The 17,550-nt window shown below is 67.5% G+C and carries 15 protein-coding genes; 6 read left to right on the forward strand and 9 right to left on the reverse strand.

From position 1 onward, the window contains the following. Positions 1-18 precede the first annotated feature (18 nt). From PV764_RS13900 to PV764_RS13920, 5 genes are all read right to left on the reverse strand, one after another. Complete coding sequence (locus PV764_RS13900) at positions 19-1,386, reverse strand: type II and III secretion system protein family protein (protein ID WP_019184697.1); 1,368 nt, start codon at positions 1,384-1,386, stop codon at positions 19-21. A 19-nt stretch (positions 1,387-1,405) separates the two neighbouring features. Then, the gene (gene cpaB, locus PV764_RS13905) at positions 1,406-2,443 is read right to left on the reverse strand and encodes a Flp pilus assembly protein CpaB (protein WP_046273549.1); all 1,038 of its coding nucleotides are present in this window, start codon (positions 2,441-2,443) and stop codon (positions 1,406-1,408) included. 19 nt (positions 2,444-2,462) lie between these two features. Beyond that, a complete protein-coding gene (locus tag PV764_RS13910) occupies positions 2,463-2,951 on the reverse strand; it encodes a pilus assembly protein TadE (protein WP_019184695.1) in 489 nt (162 codons plus the stop codon). After that, on the reverse strand, positions 2,948-3,493 hold the full coding sequence (locus tag PV764_RS13915; protein ID WP_019184694.1) for an A24 family peptidase: 546 nt from the start codon (positions 3,491-3,493) through the stop codon (positions 2,948-2,950). Before PV764_RS13915 ends, PV764_RS13910 begins: the two co-directional genes overlap by 4 nt. Before the next feature lie 100 nt (positions 3,494-3,593). Next, on the reverse strand, positions 3,594-3,782 hold the full coding sequence (locus PV764_RS13920; RefSeq protein WP_019184693.1) for a Flp family type IVb pilin: 189 nt from the start codon (positions 3,780-3,782) through the stop codon (positions 3,594-3,596). Between the two features lie 808 nt (positions 3,783-4,590). Here PV764_RS13920 and PV764_RS13925 point away from each other — a divergent pair. From PV764_RS13925 to PV764_RS13935, 3 genes are all read left to right on the forward strand, one after another. After that, on the forward strand, positions 4,591-5,580 hold the full coding sequence (locus PV764_RS13925; RefSeq protein ID WP_399617643.1) for a helix-turn-helix domain-containing protein: 990 nt from the start codon (positions 4,591-4,593) through the stop codon (positions 5,578-5,580). 212 nt (positions 5,581-5,792) lie between these two features. Beyond that, positions 5,793-10,376: a YadA-like family protein gene (locus PV764_RS13930; RefSeq protein ID WP_421116881.1), complete on the forward strand. Its 4,584-nt coding sequence runs from the start codon at positions 5,793-5,795 to the stop codon at positions 10,374-10,376. A 77-nt stretch (positions 10,377-10,453) separates the two neighbouring features. Further along, complete coding sequence (locus tag PV764_RS13935) at positions 10,454-11,311, forward strand: OmpA family protein (protein ID WP_421116947.1); 858 nt, start codon at positions 10,454-10,456, stop codon at positions 11,309-11,311. Between the two features lie 193 nt (positions 11,312-11,504). On the opposite strand, the gene PV764_RS13940 is transcribed toward PV764_RS13935, so the two are convergent. The 4 genes from PV764_RS13940 to PV764_RS13955 form a co-directional block, all read right to left on the reverse strand. Next, the gene (locus PV764_RS13940) at positions 11,505-12,083 is read right to left on the reverse strand and encodes a fasciclin domain-containing protein (RefSeq protein ID WP_421116882.1); all 579 of its coding nucleotides are present in this window, start codon (positions 12,081-12,083) and stop codon (positions 11,505-11,507) included. 197 nt (positions 12,084-12,280) lie between these two features. Further along, positions 12,281-13,159, reverse strand: a complete 879-nt coding sequence (locus tag PV764_RS13945) for an acid phosphatase (RefSeq protein WP_421116883.1) — start codon at positions 13,157-13,159, stop codon at positions 12,281-12,283. A 102-nt stretch (positions 13,160-13,261) separates the two neighbouring features. Continuing rightward, complete coding sequence (locus tag PV764_RS13950; RefSeq protein ID WP_421116884.1) at positions 13,262-14,086, reverse strand: sensor histidine kinase; 825 nt, start codon at positions 14,084-14,086, stop codon at positions 13,262-13,264. Between the two features lie 3 nt (positions 14,087-14,089). Continuing rightward, the gene (locus tag PV764_RS13955) at positions 14,090-14,920 is read right to left on the reverse strand and encodes a hypothetical protein (protein ID WP_421116885.1); all 831 of its coding nucleotides are present in this window, start codon (positions 14,918-14,920) and stop codon (positions 14,090-14,092) included. Positions 14,921-15,190: 270 nt separating this feature from the next. Between PV764_RS13955 and PV764_RS13960 the strand changes: the two genes are divergently transcribed. The 3 genes from PV764_RS13960 (at position 15,191) to PV764_RS13970 (ending at position 17,548) form a co-directional block, all read left to right on the forward strand. Further along, on the forward strand, positions 15,191-16,150 hold the full coding sequence (locus PV764_RS13960) for a helix-turn-helix domain-containing protein (RefSeq protein ID WP_421116886.1): 960 nt from the start codon (positions 15,191-15,193) through the stop codon (positions 16,148-16,150). 145 nt (positions 16,151-16,295) lie between these two features. Beyond that, complete coding sequence (locus tag PV764_RS13965; protein ID WP_421116887.1) at positions 16,296-17,018, forward strand: response regulator transcription factor; 723 nt, start codon at positions 16,296-16,298, stop codon at positions 17,016-17,018. Positions 17,019-17,134: 116 nt separating this feature from the next. Then, positions 17,135-17,548: a response regulator gene (locus PV764_RS13970; RefSeq protein WP_421116888.1), complete on the forward strand. Its 414-nt coding sequence runs from the start codon at positions 17,135-17,137 to the stop codon at positions 17,546-17,548. Positions 17,549-17,550: the final 2 nt, after the last annotated feature.

The following is a 17,550-nucleotide window of genomic DNA, read 5'->3' on the forward strand; positions in this document are numbered from 1 at the left end:
AGGTTCCTGGCATTGGGCTCAGCGCGAGAATCCGGGCAGTTGGTCCGACGATGCCGGGCTCAACAGCCAGGCGCCCCAGACCGGCAGGTTCGGCGATGCCTCGCGCTGGCCCGGCAGCGGCACCTCGGTGCCCTGGGCCAACGGCTGCACCAGCCGCGGGGTGACGATGATGACCAGCTCCTTTTCTTCCTTCTTGTAATTGAGGGTGCGGAAGAACGACCCGATGATCGGCAGATCGCCGAGCAGGGGCACCTTGTCCACGTTGGAGCTGACGTTGTTGCTGACCAGCCCGCCGATCACGAAGGTTTCCCCGTCACCCAGCTCGACCGTGGTGTCGGCGCGGCGGGTGGTGATCGACGGCACCTGCACATCGTTGTAGGTGATGCCGGCGGCGTAGTTCAGGTCGCTCGCTTCCGGCGCCACCTTGAGTGCGATGCGGTTCGGGCCGAGCACGGTGGGGGTGACGGTCAGGCCGATGCCGAACGGCTTGAAGGTGACCGTCGTGGTGCCCAGCCCCTGTGGTTCCAGGATCGGCAGCTCACCGCCGGCCAGGAAGCTGGCGCTCTGTCCGGACAACGCAACCAGGGTCGGTTCGGCCAGGACGCGGGCCATGCCGTTGCTCTGCAGCAGGTCGATGTTGGCGTCCCAGCCATGGGTGAGGGATTTGAACACCAGCCCGAAGGCCGACGACAGCGGGTTGGTGATGATGACGTCGTCGGGCCCCGCCGATTCGCCCGCCGGCAGCACGCCGGGCAGGGTCGCGCCGGGGCGCGTGATGCCGTAATAGAAGCCGTTGTTGCGGTTGAAGTTCTTGTTGCCGAAGCTCATGCCGATCTGGCGGAGCACCGACTTGTTGAACTCGACGATCTTCACCTCGACCTGGACCACGCCACCCGTGGCGATGGTGGAGATATCGGCCAGCTGGCCCTCTTTGCCCACGGCCATCGCCGCGGCCTTGATACTGTTCTGGTGGTCCAGCAACGAAGGGCTCAGGCCCTGCAGCAGGCCCTGGCCGTCCTGCACGACCAGCCCGGTGCCACCGCCCTGGGCGGTCAACGCACCCTGCACGGCACTGCGCACCTCCACCTGCAGCCGTTCCGGCTCGCGATTGCCGTTGCGCCACAGCAGCAGCGTTGTGTTGCCGGGTGCCTTGCCGACCAGCAGTGCCTCGCGGCCACGCAGCATCACCACGTCGGCTACGCTGGGGTCGGCGATGGCGACCCGTTCCAGGTTGGCCGGCAACGACCACGGTCGCTGCTCACGCGTCTGCAGTACCAGCTCTGCGTCGGCACTGGCCAGCAACGGGCTGCCGATCAGCACGCCGGCCAGCAGGCAGCGTGACAGGGCGTGGCAAAGGCGGCGCGTGAGGGTGGGGCGTTCGGTCATGGGCTGTCTCGGCATGGGCTTAACGCGACCCGCTGTGGGAGGAAATGTCGCCACGGATGATTTCAATCCCGCGGTCCGGGCGCGGTGCCGCGCGCCGCGGTGCGCTGCCGGGAACGGGCAGTGCCGCGGTGGAACTGCGCCCGCGTCCGGCCAGGGCGTCGGTGTCGATGCCGGCGTAGGCATCGTTTTCCGGGCGCTGCAGGGCGAGGCGCTCCTCGGCGGACAGCTCGCGGCGCGGGCTGAGCACGCGGCCGGGCGTGGGGAACAAGGCCTGGTCCGGCAGCGCGATGTCGGCCGGGTTGCGCAACGCCAGGAACAGCTTCCCCTGTTGGGCGCCGAGCAGCAGCCGGTTCGCCTCGGCGACCGGCACCGCCAGCACCGCGCTGCGTGCCGGTGGCGTGGTTCCATCATTGCGTGATGCGCCGGCCGACGCGTTTGCGCCAGTGATGTCCTGTGCGCGGCTGTCGGCGGGCGCAGGCGCGCTGCCATCGGCGGGTACGCTGGCCACGCTCTGCAGATCATCGGCGCCATAACTGAGCACGCGCAGCCGCGACAACAGCAGCCGTGTCTGCGCGTCACCGTCGTCGCGCAACCCGCCCGACGCGCGCAGGTTGAGGAACACATCGACGAAATCGCCCGGCTGGATGCGATTGCCTGCAGCCACCAGTTCGTCCACCGGCACCGCGAGTGCGCGCTCGCCGGGATTCAGGCGCAGCGAAAAGCCCTGTGCGATCTGCGCGGTCTGGATCTGGGTGCCGGCCGGGATGTCCTGGGTCGGTACCGCGCCGACCAGGGCGTTGATCGAGGTGTAGGCGCCCACCGGGCGTTGCGGATGGCCGGCGATGCGCAGGTCCTCGGCCGTGATCGGTCGCCCGGCCGGCAAGGCGCCGGCCGCCTCGACCACCGGCCAGGTGGCAGGTTGTGCGGGAGCAGTGGCGGTCGCCGGCGTGCCCGGCGGCGCCTCGCTGGCGCGGCGGCTCACGCTGAAGGCGACAATGGCCAGGATCACCGCCAGGCCGATCAACAGGATCGCGGCGATGCGGGTCAACTTGAGCATGCGGTTCTCCGGAGGGTCATCAGTTGCCGCCGAGGTCGAGTTGGGCGACCGCGGTGCTGCGCAGCGCCCTTGGCATTACCCAGCCGTACACGCGCCCCGTGCCGGGCAGGAAGGGGTGGGCGCGGTAGTCGTAGCTCACCTCCACGCGGATGCATTGTGCGGCCGGCAGGTCGGCGCAGGGCGCGGGCGTGGAGACGGTGATCGGGGGCGCGCCAGCCGCGGCGCAATCGGGCGTCTGCCTGGCGTACGTGAGCAGCCACTGCATGGAGCGTCGCGCGGCCACGCAGGCGGCGGTACGGCGTTCGGTCGGGGTGGCATGGCGGAACGCAGCACGTGCGCCTTCCGCAGACGCTGCCGACAGCGTCTGCTGCGCGGCCATGATCATCACGCCCGAATAGGTGACCAGCAGCAGCGGCAACAGGCCGAACAGCAGCATGAGCGCGAATTCGAGGGTCGCGATGCCGCGTTGGCGCCTCAGGCGGCCGAGGTGGCCGGCGGTGATGCTCATGCGGCACCTCCGGATGGCTGCTGCAGGACCCACCACATACTGGCGAAGGCCAGGTAGGCCGCATAGGGAATGCCGACCCGGCCCTGGCGCGCCTGCCGCCACTGCGCGATCACCGGCTGCAGGCGACGCGAGACCGCATTGTCCGTCTCGGGACGCGGACCGGAATGGGACAACGCAGGCGCGATGCGCCGCGCGACGATCACGCATGTGGCATGTGCACCGGCGAGCAGGCTGGCGATGATCCAGATCGGAAGCAATGGCGCCGCGCCAAGCAGCAGGCCGAGCACGGCGAAATACTTCACATCACCGGCACCCATCCAGCCGATGGCATAGAACGGCAGCAGCGACAGCAATCCCAGTACGAAGCCGAGCAGGTGCGTGCCCGGAAATCCGCGGCCGGCCATCCACCACTGCCACGCCAGCGCGACCAGCGCCACGCCCGTGGCCAACAGCAACCCGCGATTGGACACCCGTCGGGCGTACAGGTCATGGATGGCGACCTGTACGCCCAGCAGCAATGCCACCAGGGGAAGGAGTTCCATATGCGTTATGTCCCCCGAATCGGTCGTACGACACACTTGCGTGCCATGCCGTCGCCGCGGGGAGAGCCGGGCGACAGCGCAGGCAGTCAACGACAGTCGATCAGGCCGCCGCTGCGGTTGCGTCGTCGACCACTTCACCCAGCTTGGTGAACAGATTCTCGAAGAATCCGGTGATCTGGTCCTTACCTACCGCCACCAGGATGCCCGCGATCACGGCAGCCAGCAGGCCGTACTCGAGCGCGGTCACGCCATCTTCTTCAACGAGGAACTTGCGAACGGATGCATTCATGACGGTTTCTCCATTTCCCAATCAGAGCCCGAACGGGCGGATACAGCCCCTGGTACCGATGGTGTTGCCTGGCTCCGCCAGGACCTCCATCCCGACCGCGCGTCCTGCGCGGTGCGGCCCTTGCAGGCCTGCGCTATCGACCGGGCCAAGCCCGGCAACGTCATTGGAGGCGGATCGCGCTGGACAGTGCGGTCATTGCCGCCGAAGCGCGGCATCGGCAATGAGGGCAGTGCGTACGAAGATTGCTGTCCATGGCGTTCCCCTTGTCTTTCAATCGCCGCGACGGTATCGCCGCGCGTCCTGAATACGATGCTCGACGAATCACGTGGGATCCAATACACAAAATCGGCAGGCGCGGTTTCAACTTTAGAAACTTCGCACCGCATGACCGCCTTGCATGAGCCTGATGTAATGGCGGCAAAGTGAAGTGCGGGTAGAAATTATGTGAGGGCGATGTGATGTCAATTGTTTGACAGCATGCGAGCGCGCTTCAACGTTGGGTTTCAACGGATCCGGACACATTTGTGACGGCGATTATGATTCTGTTTACCTGGCGTCCAGTTCGGGCATACTTGCCAAAATGCGCATCGAAAGCTTCGCCGACAATCGCTGCCGCATCGGCTGAATGATTTAGCTGCGATCAGTGAACGATTTAGCTGCAGTCACGAACGATGGGTTGGGCGGGCTGGCGGGCATCGCCACGGCGGGTTGGCCGTAACAGAATGCGCAGCAGCAAACGCAGGAGTGCGCACCCGGTGGCCATGCGGCGCAGGCACCGGGTAACCAGGCCAAAGGGGGCATCACTGTCATGGTAGATGGTGTGGTGGAAGACCAGATCGACAGCGGGCTGCGGGCATTCGACCTGGCCTCGCTCAGCGGTGTGCTGCGCGTGTGCGATCTGGAGATGGTGCTGCTCGATGGCAACGGCCCGCGTGCCGCGATCGAATCGCAGGTGCACGACGAGGCATTGTTCTGCACCGCGGTGAGCGGGTTTCATTTCCGCGGTCGTTTCATGCTGCCCCAGGACTGGTGCCTGCTCGGCTTGATCCACGCCACCGATGAGAACGTCAGCTGGTGCCATGGCATGCCGCTGGCCGCCGGGATGGCGTTGACCGTGCTGCCGGAGGGCATCAGCGAGTTCACGCTCAGTGCCGGCACCCACCTGACGTTGCTGCTCGCGCCGATGCAGCGCGTGCAGCGCAAGCTGACCGAGCTGAGCCTGCGCAGCACCTTGCCCTCGGGCCAGGCCCTTTCCCTGTTCCAGGCCGGCGCGGGCAGCAACGCAGCGCGACTGGTGCAACGCTACGGTGAGGTCCAGCAAACACTTCTTGGACAGGGCGGGCCGCTGCCGGCCGACGCCGTGGACACCTTGCTGCACGACCATATCCAGGCGCTGCTGGGCGCCGGCAGCGATGACCATCCCACCTGCAGCCGGGGCCGGCGCACGCATTATCTGATCGCCCAGCGCGCCGAGAATTTCATGCGGCTCAATCTGCGTCGTTATATCTATATGAATGAAATCTGTGACGCGGCCGGGGTCAGCGAGCGCGCGTTGCGGTATGCCTTCGAAGACCTTTTCGGTACCTCGCCCAACCGTTATCTCTCGATGCTGCGCCTGTGCGCGGCCTGCCGCGGCCTGTCGATGGCCGATGCCAGCCGCAAGTCGGTCAAGGCGATCGCATTGAGTTGCGGGCTATGGGACCTGTCGCGGTTTGCCGATAATTATCGCCGGGTATTCGGCGAGCTCCCCCGCGATACGCTGATGCGCGCACCGGCGCAGATGGGCAGCCCGGCCTGACTGGAGACGCGATCCGTCCGTCTGCCCTGCACATATTCGGCAAGCTGCCGAAATTGTCCATGCCGCTGCCGGTTTTCGCCGTCTTCTTGCCGGAACGCACGCTTGCGCTGCCGGAATGAAGTGCTCGCGGTTTGACCCCTCGACTGTAATGACATCCACGTGCCGTCAGGCACCGGTGATGTTCAACGCGTCCGTACACGGGGGAATACCTGATGAACCGTATCTTTCGATTGGTGTGGAGCCACCGGCTGAATGCCCTGGTGGTCGTGTCCGAAATCGCCACTGCGCGCGGCAGCCTGGCCGCCGGGCCGGTGGTGGTGCACCTGAAGGTGCCGATGTCGGTGCTCTCGCTGGGTCTGTCGCTGGCGCTGTGCACGGGCAGTGCATGGGCAGGCGAGAACCAGACACTCAACGACCTGCAGGCACTGGCTGCCAAGTACACCGCGCCGTTGCCGGTGAAGCTCGATGCAGAAGTGGCGCTGGCGGCGGCCGCACGTGATCGTGGCACCACGCCACTGTTGAGCGTGGATACCAACGTCAACCTCAACCTGGGTGCACAGGCGGCCCACGGTCGGCCGGCACTGCAGGTGCAGACCGCCGCACAGTTGAGTGCGGAGCTGCCCCGGCGCGTCGCTGCACCAACCGCACAGGTGGCGGCGTTGGCCGACCTGGGTCTTGCAGGCGGCACCGGCAACGGAGCAGCACTGAACGCACACGCCGCCGTCGACGCCGTGGCCACGCAGGCACCGTCGGCAGCAGCGGTGCAGGCGCCGGTCAAGGCGGATGCGCGACTGGCTGCCACCGCCGATGGCAGGTTGGCCGTGAGGGCCGATGCGAACGCGACAGCGAACGTGGCCGTTGCCGCTGCGCCGGCCCCGCTCAAGGCGGCGCTGGAAACCAAGGTCGATGCGGCTGCCCAGGCGCGCCTTGCGGCCGCCGAGGTGCAGGCCAAGGCGGCATTGATCGCCGAGGCCACGGTCACGCCCGATGCCCCGGATGCGGTCCAGGCGTCGCTGGCCAGCAATGTCGCCGGTGGTGTGCGCGTGGATGCACTGGGCCACGTGGTCGATGCGGCCGATCGCAATCCCAAGCTGGTCGATGCCGGCGTCAGCGCCGTGCAGACCAGTTCGATGGCGCTGGCGCCGAACGGGCTGGGCAACGCACTGGGAGGGTTGTTGAACGGTGTCGGTGGTGCGGTCGGCGGCCTCCTTGATGGCGTCGGCACGACAGTGGGTGCGATCACGACGCCCGTGCTCGGCGCGGTTGGCGCGGTCACCACGCCGATATTGGGCACCGTGTTCCCGGCACCGACGTCGCTGCCGCCGGGCAGTCCGAAAGGACCGGCCCCGGCCGATCCGAACGCTGGCCTGATCATCGGTACCGGTGGCCTGGTCGGCTCGCTCTCGCAGCTGGTCGGGCCCACCGCGCAGGGTCTGCTGGGTGGCGACGGCTACGTGCGCAATGGCAACCTGGCGGTGAGCAGCGCCAACGTGATGCAGACCTACTCGGTCACCAACGTGCTGGGCCTGCCGGTGGTCAACCTGAGCCCGGTCGGCACGCTGCTCGATGGGCTGGGCAACGCCAGCACCGGGGGCAGCTCGCACCTGACCCTGATCGGCGGCGTCACCTCCGACAGCTACATCTACAACATCAACAACGGCGATCCCAATGGCCTGCTCGGCCTGGTGTTGCCGGACGGGTCGCCGGCATGGTCGAACAAGTGCCTCAACCTGCTGGTGGCCAGCGTGGACTGCTGGGCGGTCAACGCCGCGCAGGATTACCAGGTGCTGGTTGGCGATGGGGCGTTTGCCAATGGCTCCAAGGAAGTGGTGATCGGCGCCAACGCACGCCATGAGCTGCCGCGGCAGGACGCCAACATCGCGTTCCCGGGCGCCGGGCTCAACGATCCGACCGACCCCACCGGCGTGCCGACCGCCGACTACGCCGCGCGCATGGGCCACTCGGTGGTCGTCGGCGACAGTGCGAAGGGCACGGCCAACGGCCAGACCATCCTCGGTGCGGAGGCCACCTCCACCCAGGCCAACAGCGTTGCGCTGGGCTACCGCTCCGCCGCCAACCGCGGTGCGCAGGCCAGCTACAGTGCCTACGGGCTGAGCGCGCCGCAGGTATCGGCTGGTGAAGTCTCGGTCGGCTTCGCCGGTGGCGAGCGCCAGATCAGCAACGTGGCCGCCGGCAGTGCCGCCACCGATGCGGTCAACGTCGCCCAGCTGCAGGGCGCGATCTCGCAGATCGACGCGGTCGGCACGCTGGCGGTGACCTACGACGATGATGGTGCAGGCGGTGCCAACTACCGCCGCGTGACACTGGGCGCCGGCACCGGTACCAGCACCATTGCCAACCTCGCCGATGGCGCGGTGAACGCGACCAGCACCGAGGCGGTCAATGGCGCCCAGCTGTTCGACACCAACAGTGCGATCGTGGACTACTTCGGCGGCGTCACTGCCTTCGATCCCGCCACCGGTGCGTGGACCGCACCGAGCTTCCAGATCTCCACAATCTCCAGCGACGGCGCAGTGGCCCAGGGCGTGTACGACAACGCCAGCGACGCCTTCTCCGCCGTCGATGGCTCGCTGGTCAACCTCAACACGCAGATCACCGACATCCGCAACGGGGTCGGCAGCCGCTACCTGAAAATCAATTCCACCGGTGCAGAGGCCGCCGCTGCCGGCCTGGACAGCATCGCCGTCGGTATGGGGGCCTCGGCCACGGCGGCCAACAGCATCGCCGTGGGTGCCGGCGCGGTGGCAGATCGCGCGGACACGGTCTCCGTCGGTGCAGCCGGCGCAGAGCGCCAGGTGGTGAACGTGGCGGCCGGTACCCAGGCCACCGATGCCGTCAATCTGGGCCAGCTGGAAGCCTCCGAACAGGGCGCGCTGCGCTACGACCTCAACCCGGATGGCAGCGTGAACTACGCCAGCGCCACGCTGGGCAACGGCGGCGGTGCGACCACGCTGAGCAACCTCGCCGCTGGCAGCGTCACGGCCGGCAGCAGCGAGGCGATCAACGGGGCCCAGCTGTTCGCCGCCAACCAGGCCGTGGCCACCCACCTCGGCGGTGGGGCGGCGCTGGACGCCACCGGCATGGTCAGCGCGCCGACCTACACGATCAACAACGTCGCCAGCGATGGCCAGGTCACCGCCGGCAGCTATGACAACGTCGGCAGTGCCTTCGATGCGGTCAGCACCTCGCTGGCCAACGTCGCCGACCAGACCGACACCGTGGACCGCCTGGCGGTGAAGTACGACGCCGATGCCAGCGGCAATGCCACCAACACCATCACCCTGGCCGGTGATGGCAGTGGCGCGGCGGTCGCACTGACCAACCTGGCCGAGGGTCGCGTGCTGGCCGGCAGCCTGGATGCGGTCAATGGCAACCAGCTGTTCCAGACCAACAATGCGCTGGTGGGGTACTTCGGCGGCACCACCAACTTCGACGGCAACACCGGGATCTGGACGGCGCCGACCTTCCGCATCTCCTCCATCGCCACCGACGGCAGTGTCATCGCCAACGATTACAGCGATGTCACCGTGGCCTTCTCGGCGGTGGATGCCTCGCTGACCAACCTCAACACCCGCATCGACCAGATCCAGCCGGGTGGCAACAGCCAGTACGTGCAGGTGAACTCGACCAAGGGCGCGGCCACTGCGGGCGGTGCCGACAGCATCGCGATCGGGCCGCTGGCCAGCGCCGCCGGAAGTGGCAGTGCGGCCATCGGTGACGGCGCCAGCGCCAGTGCGGACAACAGCGTTGCGCTCGGCGCCGGCTCGGTCGCCAGCGTGGGGGCACAGACGGGGTACACCGGTGCCTACGGCCAGACCGGGGCCAGCAGTTCGGTGGGCGAAGTGGCCGTCGGCAGTACCGGGGCCGAGCGCAAGGTCACCCATGTGGCCGATGGTTCCGAGCGCTACGACGCGGTCAATGTCGGCCAGCTGCAGAACGGCGTGAACTACGCGATCAACGAGTCAAAGGCCTACACGGATACGCAGATCAACAACATCAACAACGGCACCTCCGGCATGTTCCAGGTCAACAATACGCAGAACCTGGCTGCACCCTCGGCCTCCGGCGACAACGCCGTGGCCGGTGGTGCCGGCGCCGCTTCCGCGGGCGACAACGCCACCGCGCTGGGCAACGGGGCCAGTGCGCAGGGCAGCAACAGTGTCGCCCTGGGTGCCGGCTCGGTGGCCAACCGTGCCAACACGGTCTCGGTGGGCAGCAGCGGGGCGGAGCGCCAGATCGCCAACGTCGCCGACGGCAGCGACGCCACCGACGCGGTCAATGTCCGCCAGCTGCAGGCCTCGCAGCAGGGCACGATCCGTTACGACTCCAACGTCAACGGCACCACCAACCTCAACAGCGTGACCCTGGGCAGCACCGCCACCGGACCGACCACGGTACGCAATGTCGCCGCCGGTACCGCCGGGACCGACGCGGTCAACGTGGACCAGCTGCGCAGCGGCATGGCCCAGACCCTGGACTGGTCCAAGGCGTATACCGACGAGCGCATGGACTCGTTCGACCGCAATCTGCAGAAGACCGACAACCGTGCCTCGGCCGGTGTGGCCTCGGCGATGGCGGTGGCGGCGCTGCCGCAGCCGTATGAGGCCGGCCGCAGCATGGCCTCGCTGGCCGCAGGCAGCTTCAACGGTGAATCCGGCGTGGCCGTGGGCATCTCGGGGGTCTCCGAGGGCGGCCGCTGGATCTACAAGTTCAGCGGTTCGACCAACAGCCGCGGCGATGGTGGTGTCGCGGTAGGTGCCGGCATCCAGTGGTGACCGCGTCCGGTGCCGGTCATCGACCGGCACCGGGCCATCGGCCCGCAAACAACGTACACAGGGGGAACACCATGTCCATGCAGCCCACATCCATTACCCAGGTGCCGCTGCTGCGCTCGCTGGGCCTGAGCCTGGCAGCGCTGCTGTTGGGTGCCTGCGCCAGCCACGGCGGGCAACGCGCCACGCCACCGGACAGCGTCGCCGACGCCGAGGCGACGAACTTTCCTGATCCCCGCAAAGCCACGCTGAAGGAGGGTCTGTTCGTGGACGTCGACAACCTGCGCCTGTTCGCCCGTGGCATGAGCAAACGTCAGCTCTACGTACTGCTCGGCACCCCGCACTTCGGCGAGGGCATGTGGGGCGTGCACGAATGGAACTACCTGTTCAACTTCCGCAGTACACCGGGGGGCGACTACTTCACCTGCCAGTTCAAGGTCGACTTCGACGGCAAGGGCATCGCCCAGGCGGCGCACTGGAAGCCCCAAGCCTGTGCGGCCGTGCTTGATCCGCCGCGTCCGCAGGCACCGCCGGCACCTGCGCCTGCGCCTGCGCCGATGCCGAGCGAGCCGCTGCGGCTGGCCGCCGATGCGATGTTCGCCTTCGACAGCGCCATGCTCACACCCGAAGGGCGTCGCAACGTCGATACCCTCCTGCAGCAGGTCCGCGATGCCAGCCGGGTGCAGACCATCCAGGTAATCGGCTACACGGACCGGATCGGCAGTGATCGCTACAACCTGGTGTTGTCCCAGCGGCGCGCCGAGGCGGTGCGCGATGCCCTGATTGCCGGCGGGGTGCCGGCGGGCGCGATCATCGCCGAAGGGCGGGGCAAGGCCGATCCACTCGTGCAGTGCGCGCAGGCGCAGCGCAAGGCGCTGATCGTATGCCTGGCGCCCAACCGGCGCGTCGAGCTGTCCGGCAAAGCCTTACCACGCTGAGCAGGCGGGGTCGCATCGCGCTGCATCGCTTACCCCGCCGGCGCACGCATGCGCCGGTGAGGGACCGTCTTGACCTGGCGCGCCGTCCGCGCAGCGTGATGTCTCCCCCGTCATCGTTCTGAAGACGCCGCGCCAGGTCATCTCTTCCAGCCACCCGGGGCGGCCGCAGGCGAACTGCGGCCGCCTTGTCCGGTTACGGCATCAGCACCTTGTCGATCACGTGGATCACGCCATTGCTCTGCTTGACGTCGGCAATGGTGATATGGGCCACCTGACCCTTGCTGTCGGTCACGGTGATGCCCTTGCCGACCACGCGGGCCGTCAGTGCCTCGCCTTCAACCGTGGTCAGGTTGGCCTTGCCGCCGCCCTGTTTGATCCTGGCCATCAGGTCGGTGCTGGTGACCGCGCCCGGGACCACGTGGTACGTCAGGATCCGGGTCAGGTCTGCCTTCTTCTCGGGCTTGAGCAGCCCCTCCACGGTGCCCTTGGGCAGCGCCGAGAATGCCGCGTTGGTCGGTGCGAACACGGTGAACGGGCCAGCACCCTTCAGCGTATCCACCAAGCCTGCCGCTTTGACCGCTGCCACCAGGGTGGTGTGGTCCTTGGAATTGACGGCGTTGTCGATGATGTCCTTGTTGGCATACATCGCCGCGCCGCCCACCATCGGATTGCTGTGTGCCGCCATGGGCGCGGCCGGTGCCTGCGCGAAGACGAGCGGAGACGTGGCAGCGAGACAACCGATCAGTACGAGGCCTGCGAACTGGATCTTCATGACCAAACTCCCAAATGGATGCGCCGGTGTGACGCACCATCAGGTACGGCAGGAGTGGCGGGGCGGATGCAGTCCACGACATCTTTTTTGCAGGCATAAGCGTGGCGTGACGGGCGTGTGCAGCCCACGCGATGCGGCTGGCCAGGCGACGCTGGCAAAGCTTGCGGTCGCGGCGTCTACGTGGCCCTCGTCGGGGCCTACAGCACCCCGGGTATCCGGATGGCCAGCGCGGCCTTCTCGGCCTCACAGCCCGTGGGCTGCACACCGTGGCCACGAAGCGACTGGATCTCCGTGCGGGCCAGTGCCATGTCGCGGCTGAAGTCGGCGTTGGCGTGCAGCTTGGCCAGTGCACCGGCGGCGATGGCACGGCCTTCCAGCACGTCGCTCTGCCAGTGCGCATTGCAGATCAGCCGGTTCTCGCCAAAGGCACGGCCGCGCGCGAGCAGCGCATCGGCCTGGTCCGGGCTGAGCTCGGTCAGCAGCAGTGCCCAGGTCCAGCTGATCGCGGTATGTCCGGACGGGTAGGAGCCGTCGCCGCGCAGCGCAGCCTCGTCGGCCGGTGCGCAGGTGCCTTCCTTGTGGAAGACGAACGGCCGCACCCGCTTGTAGTGATCCTTGGCCGCATAGGTCGCCAGCCCGGCGTCCACCAGGGTCCGCTGCAGCAGCAGGTACAGCGTCGGCGTCGCCTGCTGGCTGACCGGTACCCCGAGTGCGCAGGAGAAGGTGTTGGCGACCTGCGGAAAGCGCAGGTCCGAATCGGTGGTTGCCAAGGCATAGCGCGGGCTCGAACGCAGTTGTTGCGCCGCGCGGTGGATCGCCTGGTCCTGCGCGAAGGCGGCCGAGCCCTTGGCCGGGGGCGGCGGCAGCAGGGCCAGGCTGTCGGGCAGCGACCGGCCCAGATAGCCCGCTGGCACGCCGGGGCGCAGTTCCGGCACCGGCGCGGGCGCGGGCGCGACGACGCTGGCGGGTGCAGGGGGCGGTGAAGGCGCAGTGGACAGCGGCGGCGCCGAGCTGCAGGCGGTCAGCAGCGACGCCACGATCAACAAGGACGCGACCTGACGGCGCGGGTGGAGCATGGCCTTCCTGTGCATGTCGTTCTCCGCAGGGGCTGTCGCGCCACTGTGTACGGCGGCCGTGCAAGGCACAACCGCCTTTCTACGCGCGCACGGCCAGTAGTTCTACGGGCGCCCGGCGTGTGCCGCCGCGATGTCCTGCGCGGCGTCACCCATCGGGAAGCGGACCTCGATGCGGGTACCGCCGAGTGGGCTCGGGCCGACCTTCAGGCTGCCACCCAGCAGGCGCGCCCGCTCTTCCATGCTGATCATGCCCAGGCCGGGGGAGGGGGATGGCACCGTCTGGCCCGCCATGCCGACGCCATCGTCGTCCACCTGCAACACCATCTGGCCGCCGCGGATGCCGACCAGGACATGCGCGTTGGCCGCGTGCGCATGCTTGTCCACGTTGTTGACCGCCTCCTGCACGATCCGGAACAGGCTCAGTTCGTGGTCATCGCTGAGACGCGGAGGATTCTCGATGCGGCATCGCACCCGCAGGGCGCCGCGCGCGTTGCGCTTGATGCAGAACGCATCCAGTGCGCTGGCCAGGCCGGTGAAACGCAGGATGCTCGGGTGCAGCTCATGGGAGATCGATCGGATGTCGTTGGAGACGATCAGCAGCTGCTCCTGCAGTTCGACCACGGCGTGGCGTTCGGCCTCTGGAATCTGATTGCGCAGCGCGCTCAGGCAGATAGAAATCGCGGCCAGCGACTGGTTGACGTCGTCATGCAGGTCGCGCGCGATGCGGGTGCGCTCTTCCTCCTGCACCACCAGCATCCGTCCGGTCAGCTCGCCCAGGCGTCGATAGGCCTGCTGCAGGTTGAGGTGGTTGGAGAGCTTCTGTTCGGACAACGCGCCCAGGAACAACAGTGCGCACCCGGTGCACAGCGTCCACACCTGTGCGGTGATGAGGTCGCGGTCCGGTGTCCAGTACGCGAACGGACCCACGCCTTACATGCTCAGCTGCATGCCGAGCAGCGCCACGATCAGCATGCCGATGCTGGCACCGGCAACGCCAAACACGATCAACGCCCAGACCAGCAGCGGGATGGGTGCCAGTACCAGCAGCGGCGTGATCACGCCATCGGACCAGTTCACGCCCCAGACAATGCCGAGCCCGCCGAGCAGGGTGATGGCGATGATCACCGGCTGCCACTGCCACCCATGCCGGCGCTCCGGGCGCTGCACGATGCGCGCCAGATTGACGATGGGGGGCACGATCAACAGATAGCTGACACTGCTGCACAACACCAGGGTGAGCAGCGCACCCGGCGCCATGCCCTGCGGCCCGCCGGCGAACAGCAGCGCCTGCCACCATGCACAGGCGATCGGCAGCAGCACACAGCCCAGCAACACGAACAGGCCGATCTCCCGATAGCCTTCCAGCGGTGCCCGCGCGCCCCGCCAGCGCAGCAGCAGCCACGCCACGGCAACCACCGAGGCGAATTCGGCCGCGCTGGCAAGCAGCCGTGGCAAGACCACGAACGGCACCAGAACAAACGCCAGCACGGTACCGGCGAAGGCCGACAACACACAGGTCCGCCACGCCGCGCGAGGGGTGAACAGCAACCAGCCCAGCAGCAGCGGGCCGGGAATCCAGAGGACATGCAACCGGAAACCCGGCATCTGAGCCAGCGTCGGCAACAGCTGCCCCAGCAGGCAACCCAGTGCCAGCGGCAGCACCTGGGTGAGCGATGCGCGAAGATCGCGTGACGGGGGCGTGGAGGGAGAGGTGCGGGTAGGATCGTCCGGTGGGATGCCGGAGTCGTGGTACACGGACACGGGTTGTTTCACGCTCGCAATCGCTGGCACGGGTACCTCGGGTAGGCGTGAGCAGGCTTCGGTTCGTTGGCCTCGCTGGCACCGCCGCGCGGCGGTGGCACACGTGCGCCGGCCTCGATGTGATGCATTTCACGCTTGTGGGCCCCCTGAGCGATCACCGCTTGTCGATGTGTCGCTTCCACCCCACAATCGCGCCGATGTAAGCAGGTTGTCCACTCGCGCGCTATCCGAATTCCGACGTGTTCCGAGGGAGCTGGCATGGACGAACCGATGGCCCCTTACACCCGCTTCGTGGTCGACGGCTTCGACGCCGATGCGCTGCTTGGCGTGGTGCGCGATACCCGCTTCGAGCAGCGTCTGCTGGCGGCGGGGCATTTCCGCGCGTGCCTGCAGCGGCTGGTGTTTCCGGAATTCAGCCTGGACAGCGGCGCGTACACGCTGCCGATTTTCGCCAGCGGCAGCTTCGCGCAGGGCATGATCGCGCTGGCCCTGGCGATCTCCTGCGAGCGACCGATGTGGGCCAATGGGCGATTGGTCGAGGTCGGGCAGGTCATGGTGTTTGCCGAAGACAGCGAGCTCAACGTCCGCCCCAGTCCTGGCGGCTGGCAATGGGCAGTGCTGCTCATCCCGCGCGAGGTCCTGCAGCGTGAGGCGGTGCTGCGGGTCGGGCGGGAACTGCGGTTGCCCCGCACGGGCTGGCATACGCGGCCCACACCGCCGCCAGCGGCTGAGGGAGTGCGCCATGCGGTGTTCAAGGCACTGGAAGCAGCGGCCGCCTGGGAAGGCGTGATCACGCCGGCGCAGATGGCCGCGCAGGCATCGCTGTTGCTGGGGGCGTTCGTGGAGGCGGTCAGTGCCGGCGATGCGGGCCCGGCCCGGCGGCTGGATGGTTGGGGATCGGCCCGCCATCGCGATGCACTGGTACGGCGCGCGGAGGACTACCTCAAGGCCCACCTGGAGCGCCCCTTCGACAGCCGCGCCCTGGCATTGGCGCTGGGGGTAGGGGAACGCCAGATCGAGCGGTTGTTTCGTGACGCATACGGTCACGGTCCCTGCCACTGGCATCAGCTGGCACGCCTGAATCGTGCGCGGACGGCGCTGCTGCACGCTGACGAGCGCGGCACGGTGACCGACATCGCATTGCGCTTCGGGTTTTCCCACCTCGGCCGGTTCTCGATCCTGTACCGGCATGTCTTCGGGGAATGTCCCAAGGACACGCTGCGCGGCTGAATCGCGATGCCGGCGCAAACGCCACACGGCATGGCCGAACATGAGGGATTCAGACTTGTGCGCGTCACGATGCCATCACAAGGCGTCTCGCATTTTCAACGCGCTGCAGGGGGGAAGCCGATCGCGTGGTCAACGCGATCCGGCCATGGAGTCAGCAGTGAGGCGGCCGCACCGGCAGTTCAATCAGGGGAAGATTGATGTCAACGGAGAAAATGCAATGGGCATTTCGTGTGCGCAGTTGATTGAGGTTCCATTCCGGAAGGTCGTGGTTGCCGACGACCACATGCTGGTCGCGCAGGGCATAGAACGCCTGCTCATGGAGTGCTTCGCGTCGATCGAACTGGTGTCCTCCGGCGAAGAGCTGCTGGACTCGCTGCACCGCGAAGTACCCGATGTCGTTGTGTCGGACATCAGCATGCCCGGGCTCAGTGGCATCGAGGTGATGCGCCAGGTGCGCAGCGAGGGCTGCAGGACGCCGTTCGTGTTCCTGACCATGCACGATGAATCGAGCATGGCGGCCGAGGCGATTCGTGCCGGCGCACAGGGGTACATCCTGAAAAGCTCGGCCGGCGATGAGCTGGTGCGGGCCATCAATGGGGTCATGGACGGGCAGACCTACGTGACCCCCACGCTGGCGGCCAGCGCGGTCCTGTGCGCCGGGCGGTGCCAGTATGTGCTGACCGAAAAACAGCTGCGGATCCTGGAGTACGTCGCGCGGGGCCTGCGTTCCAAGCAGATCGCCTATGAGCTGGGCGTCTCGGTGCGCACGATCGAGTCGCACAAGTACGCGATCATGCAGGAGCTGGGCGTTCACGGCACGCTCGAGCTGGTGCGCAAGGCCGAGCAGGAAGGCCTCATCCGTCACTAGGAACACGCGGGCGTGGTCGGGCAAGTAGTTTTACTTGCCCGGCCACGGTTGTTTTCCCCTTGTCGCCCGCGCAGCACCCCCCGCACCATGGCGCAGGCGTCCAACGGGCGAGTGCGATGAATGCGGTTCGTGTGTTGCTGGCCGAAGACGGGTGTGCCATGGGGCGCCAGCTTCGTGGGCTGCTGTCCCAGCAATACCAGGTGATCGGCCTGGTGCAGGACGGGGCTTCGCTGGTCCAGGCCGCGCAGAGCATGCTGCCTGATGTCGTGGTGACCGATATCGCCATGCCCGAGATGGATGGGCTGGAGGCGGTCCGTCGTCTGCGCCTGCAGCGCCCGGTACTGGGCGTGGTCTTCATCACCGTGCATGCCGATCCGCAGATGGTGACCCGCGCGATGGCGCTGGGACCCTGCAGCTATGTGCTCAAATCCGACGCAGGTGATGACCTGCTGTCGGCGGTGGGCGCTGCGCTGAAGGGCGATCGGTTCGTCTCGCGCTCCCTGCGCGGCCTGCGCAGGGACGGCCGCTGAGT

The organism is Stenotrophomonas sp. AS1 (assembly GCF_048957655.1).
Lineage (GTDB): Bacteria > Pseudomonadota > Gammaproteobacteria > Xanthomonadales > Xanthomonadaceae > Stenotrophomonas > Stenotrophomonas bentonitica_A.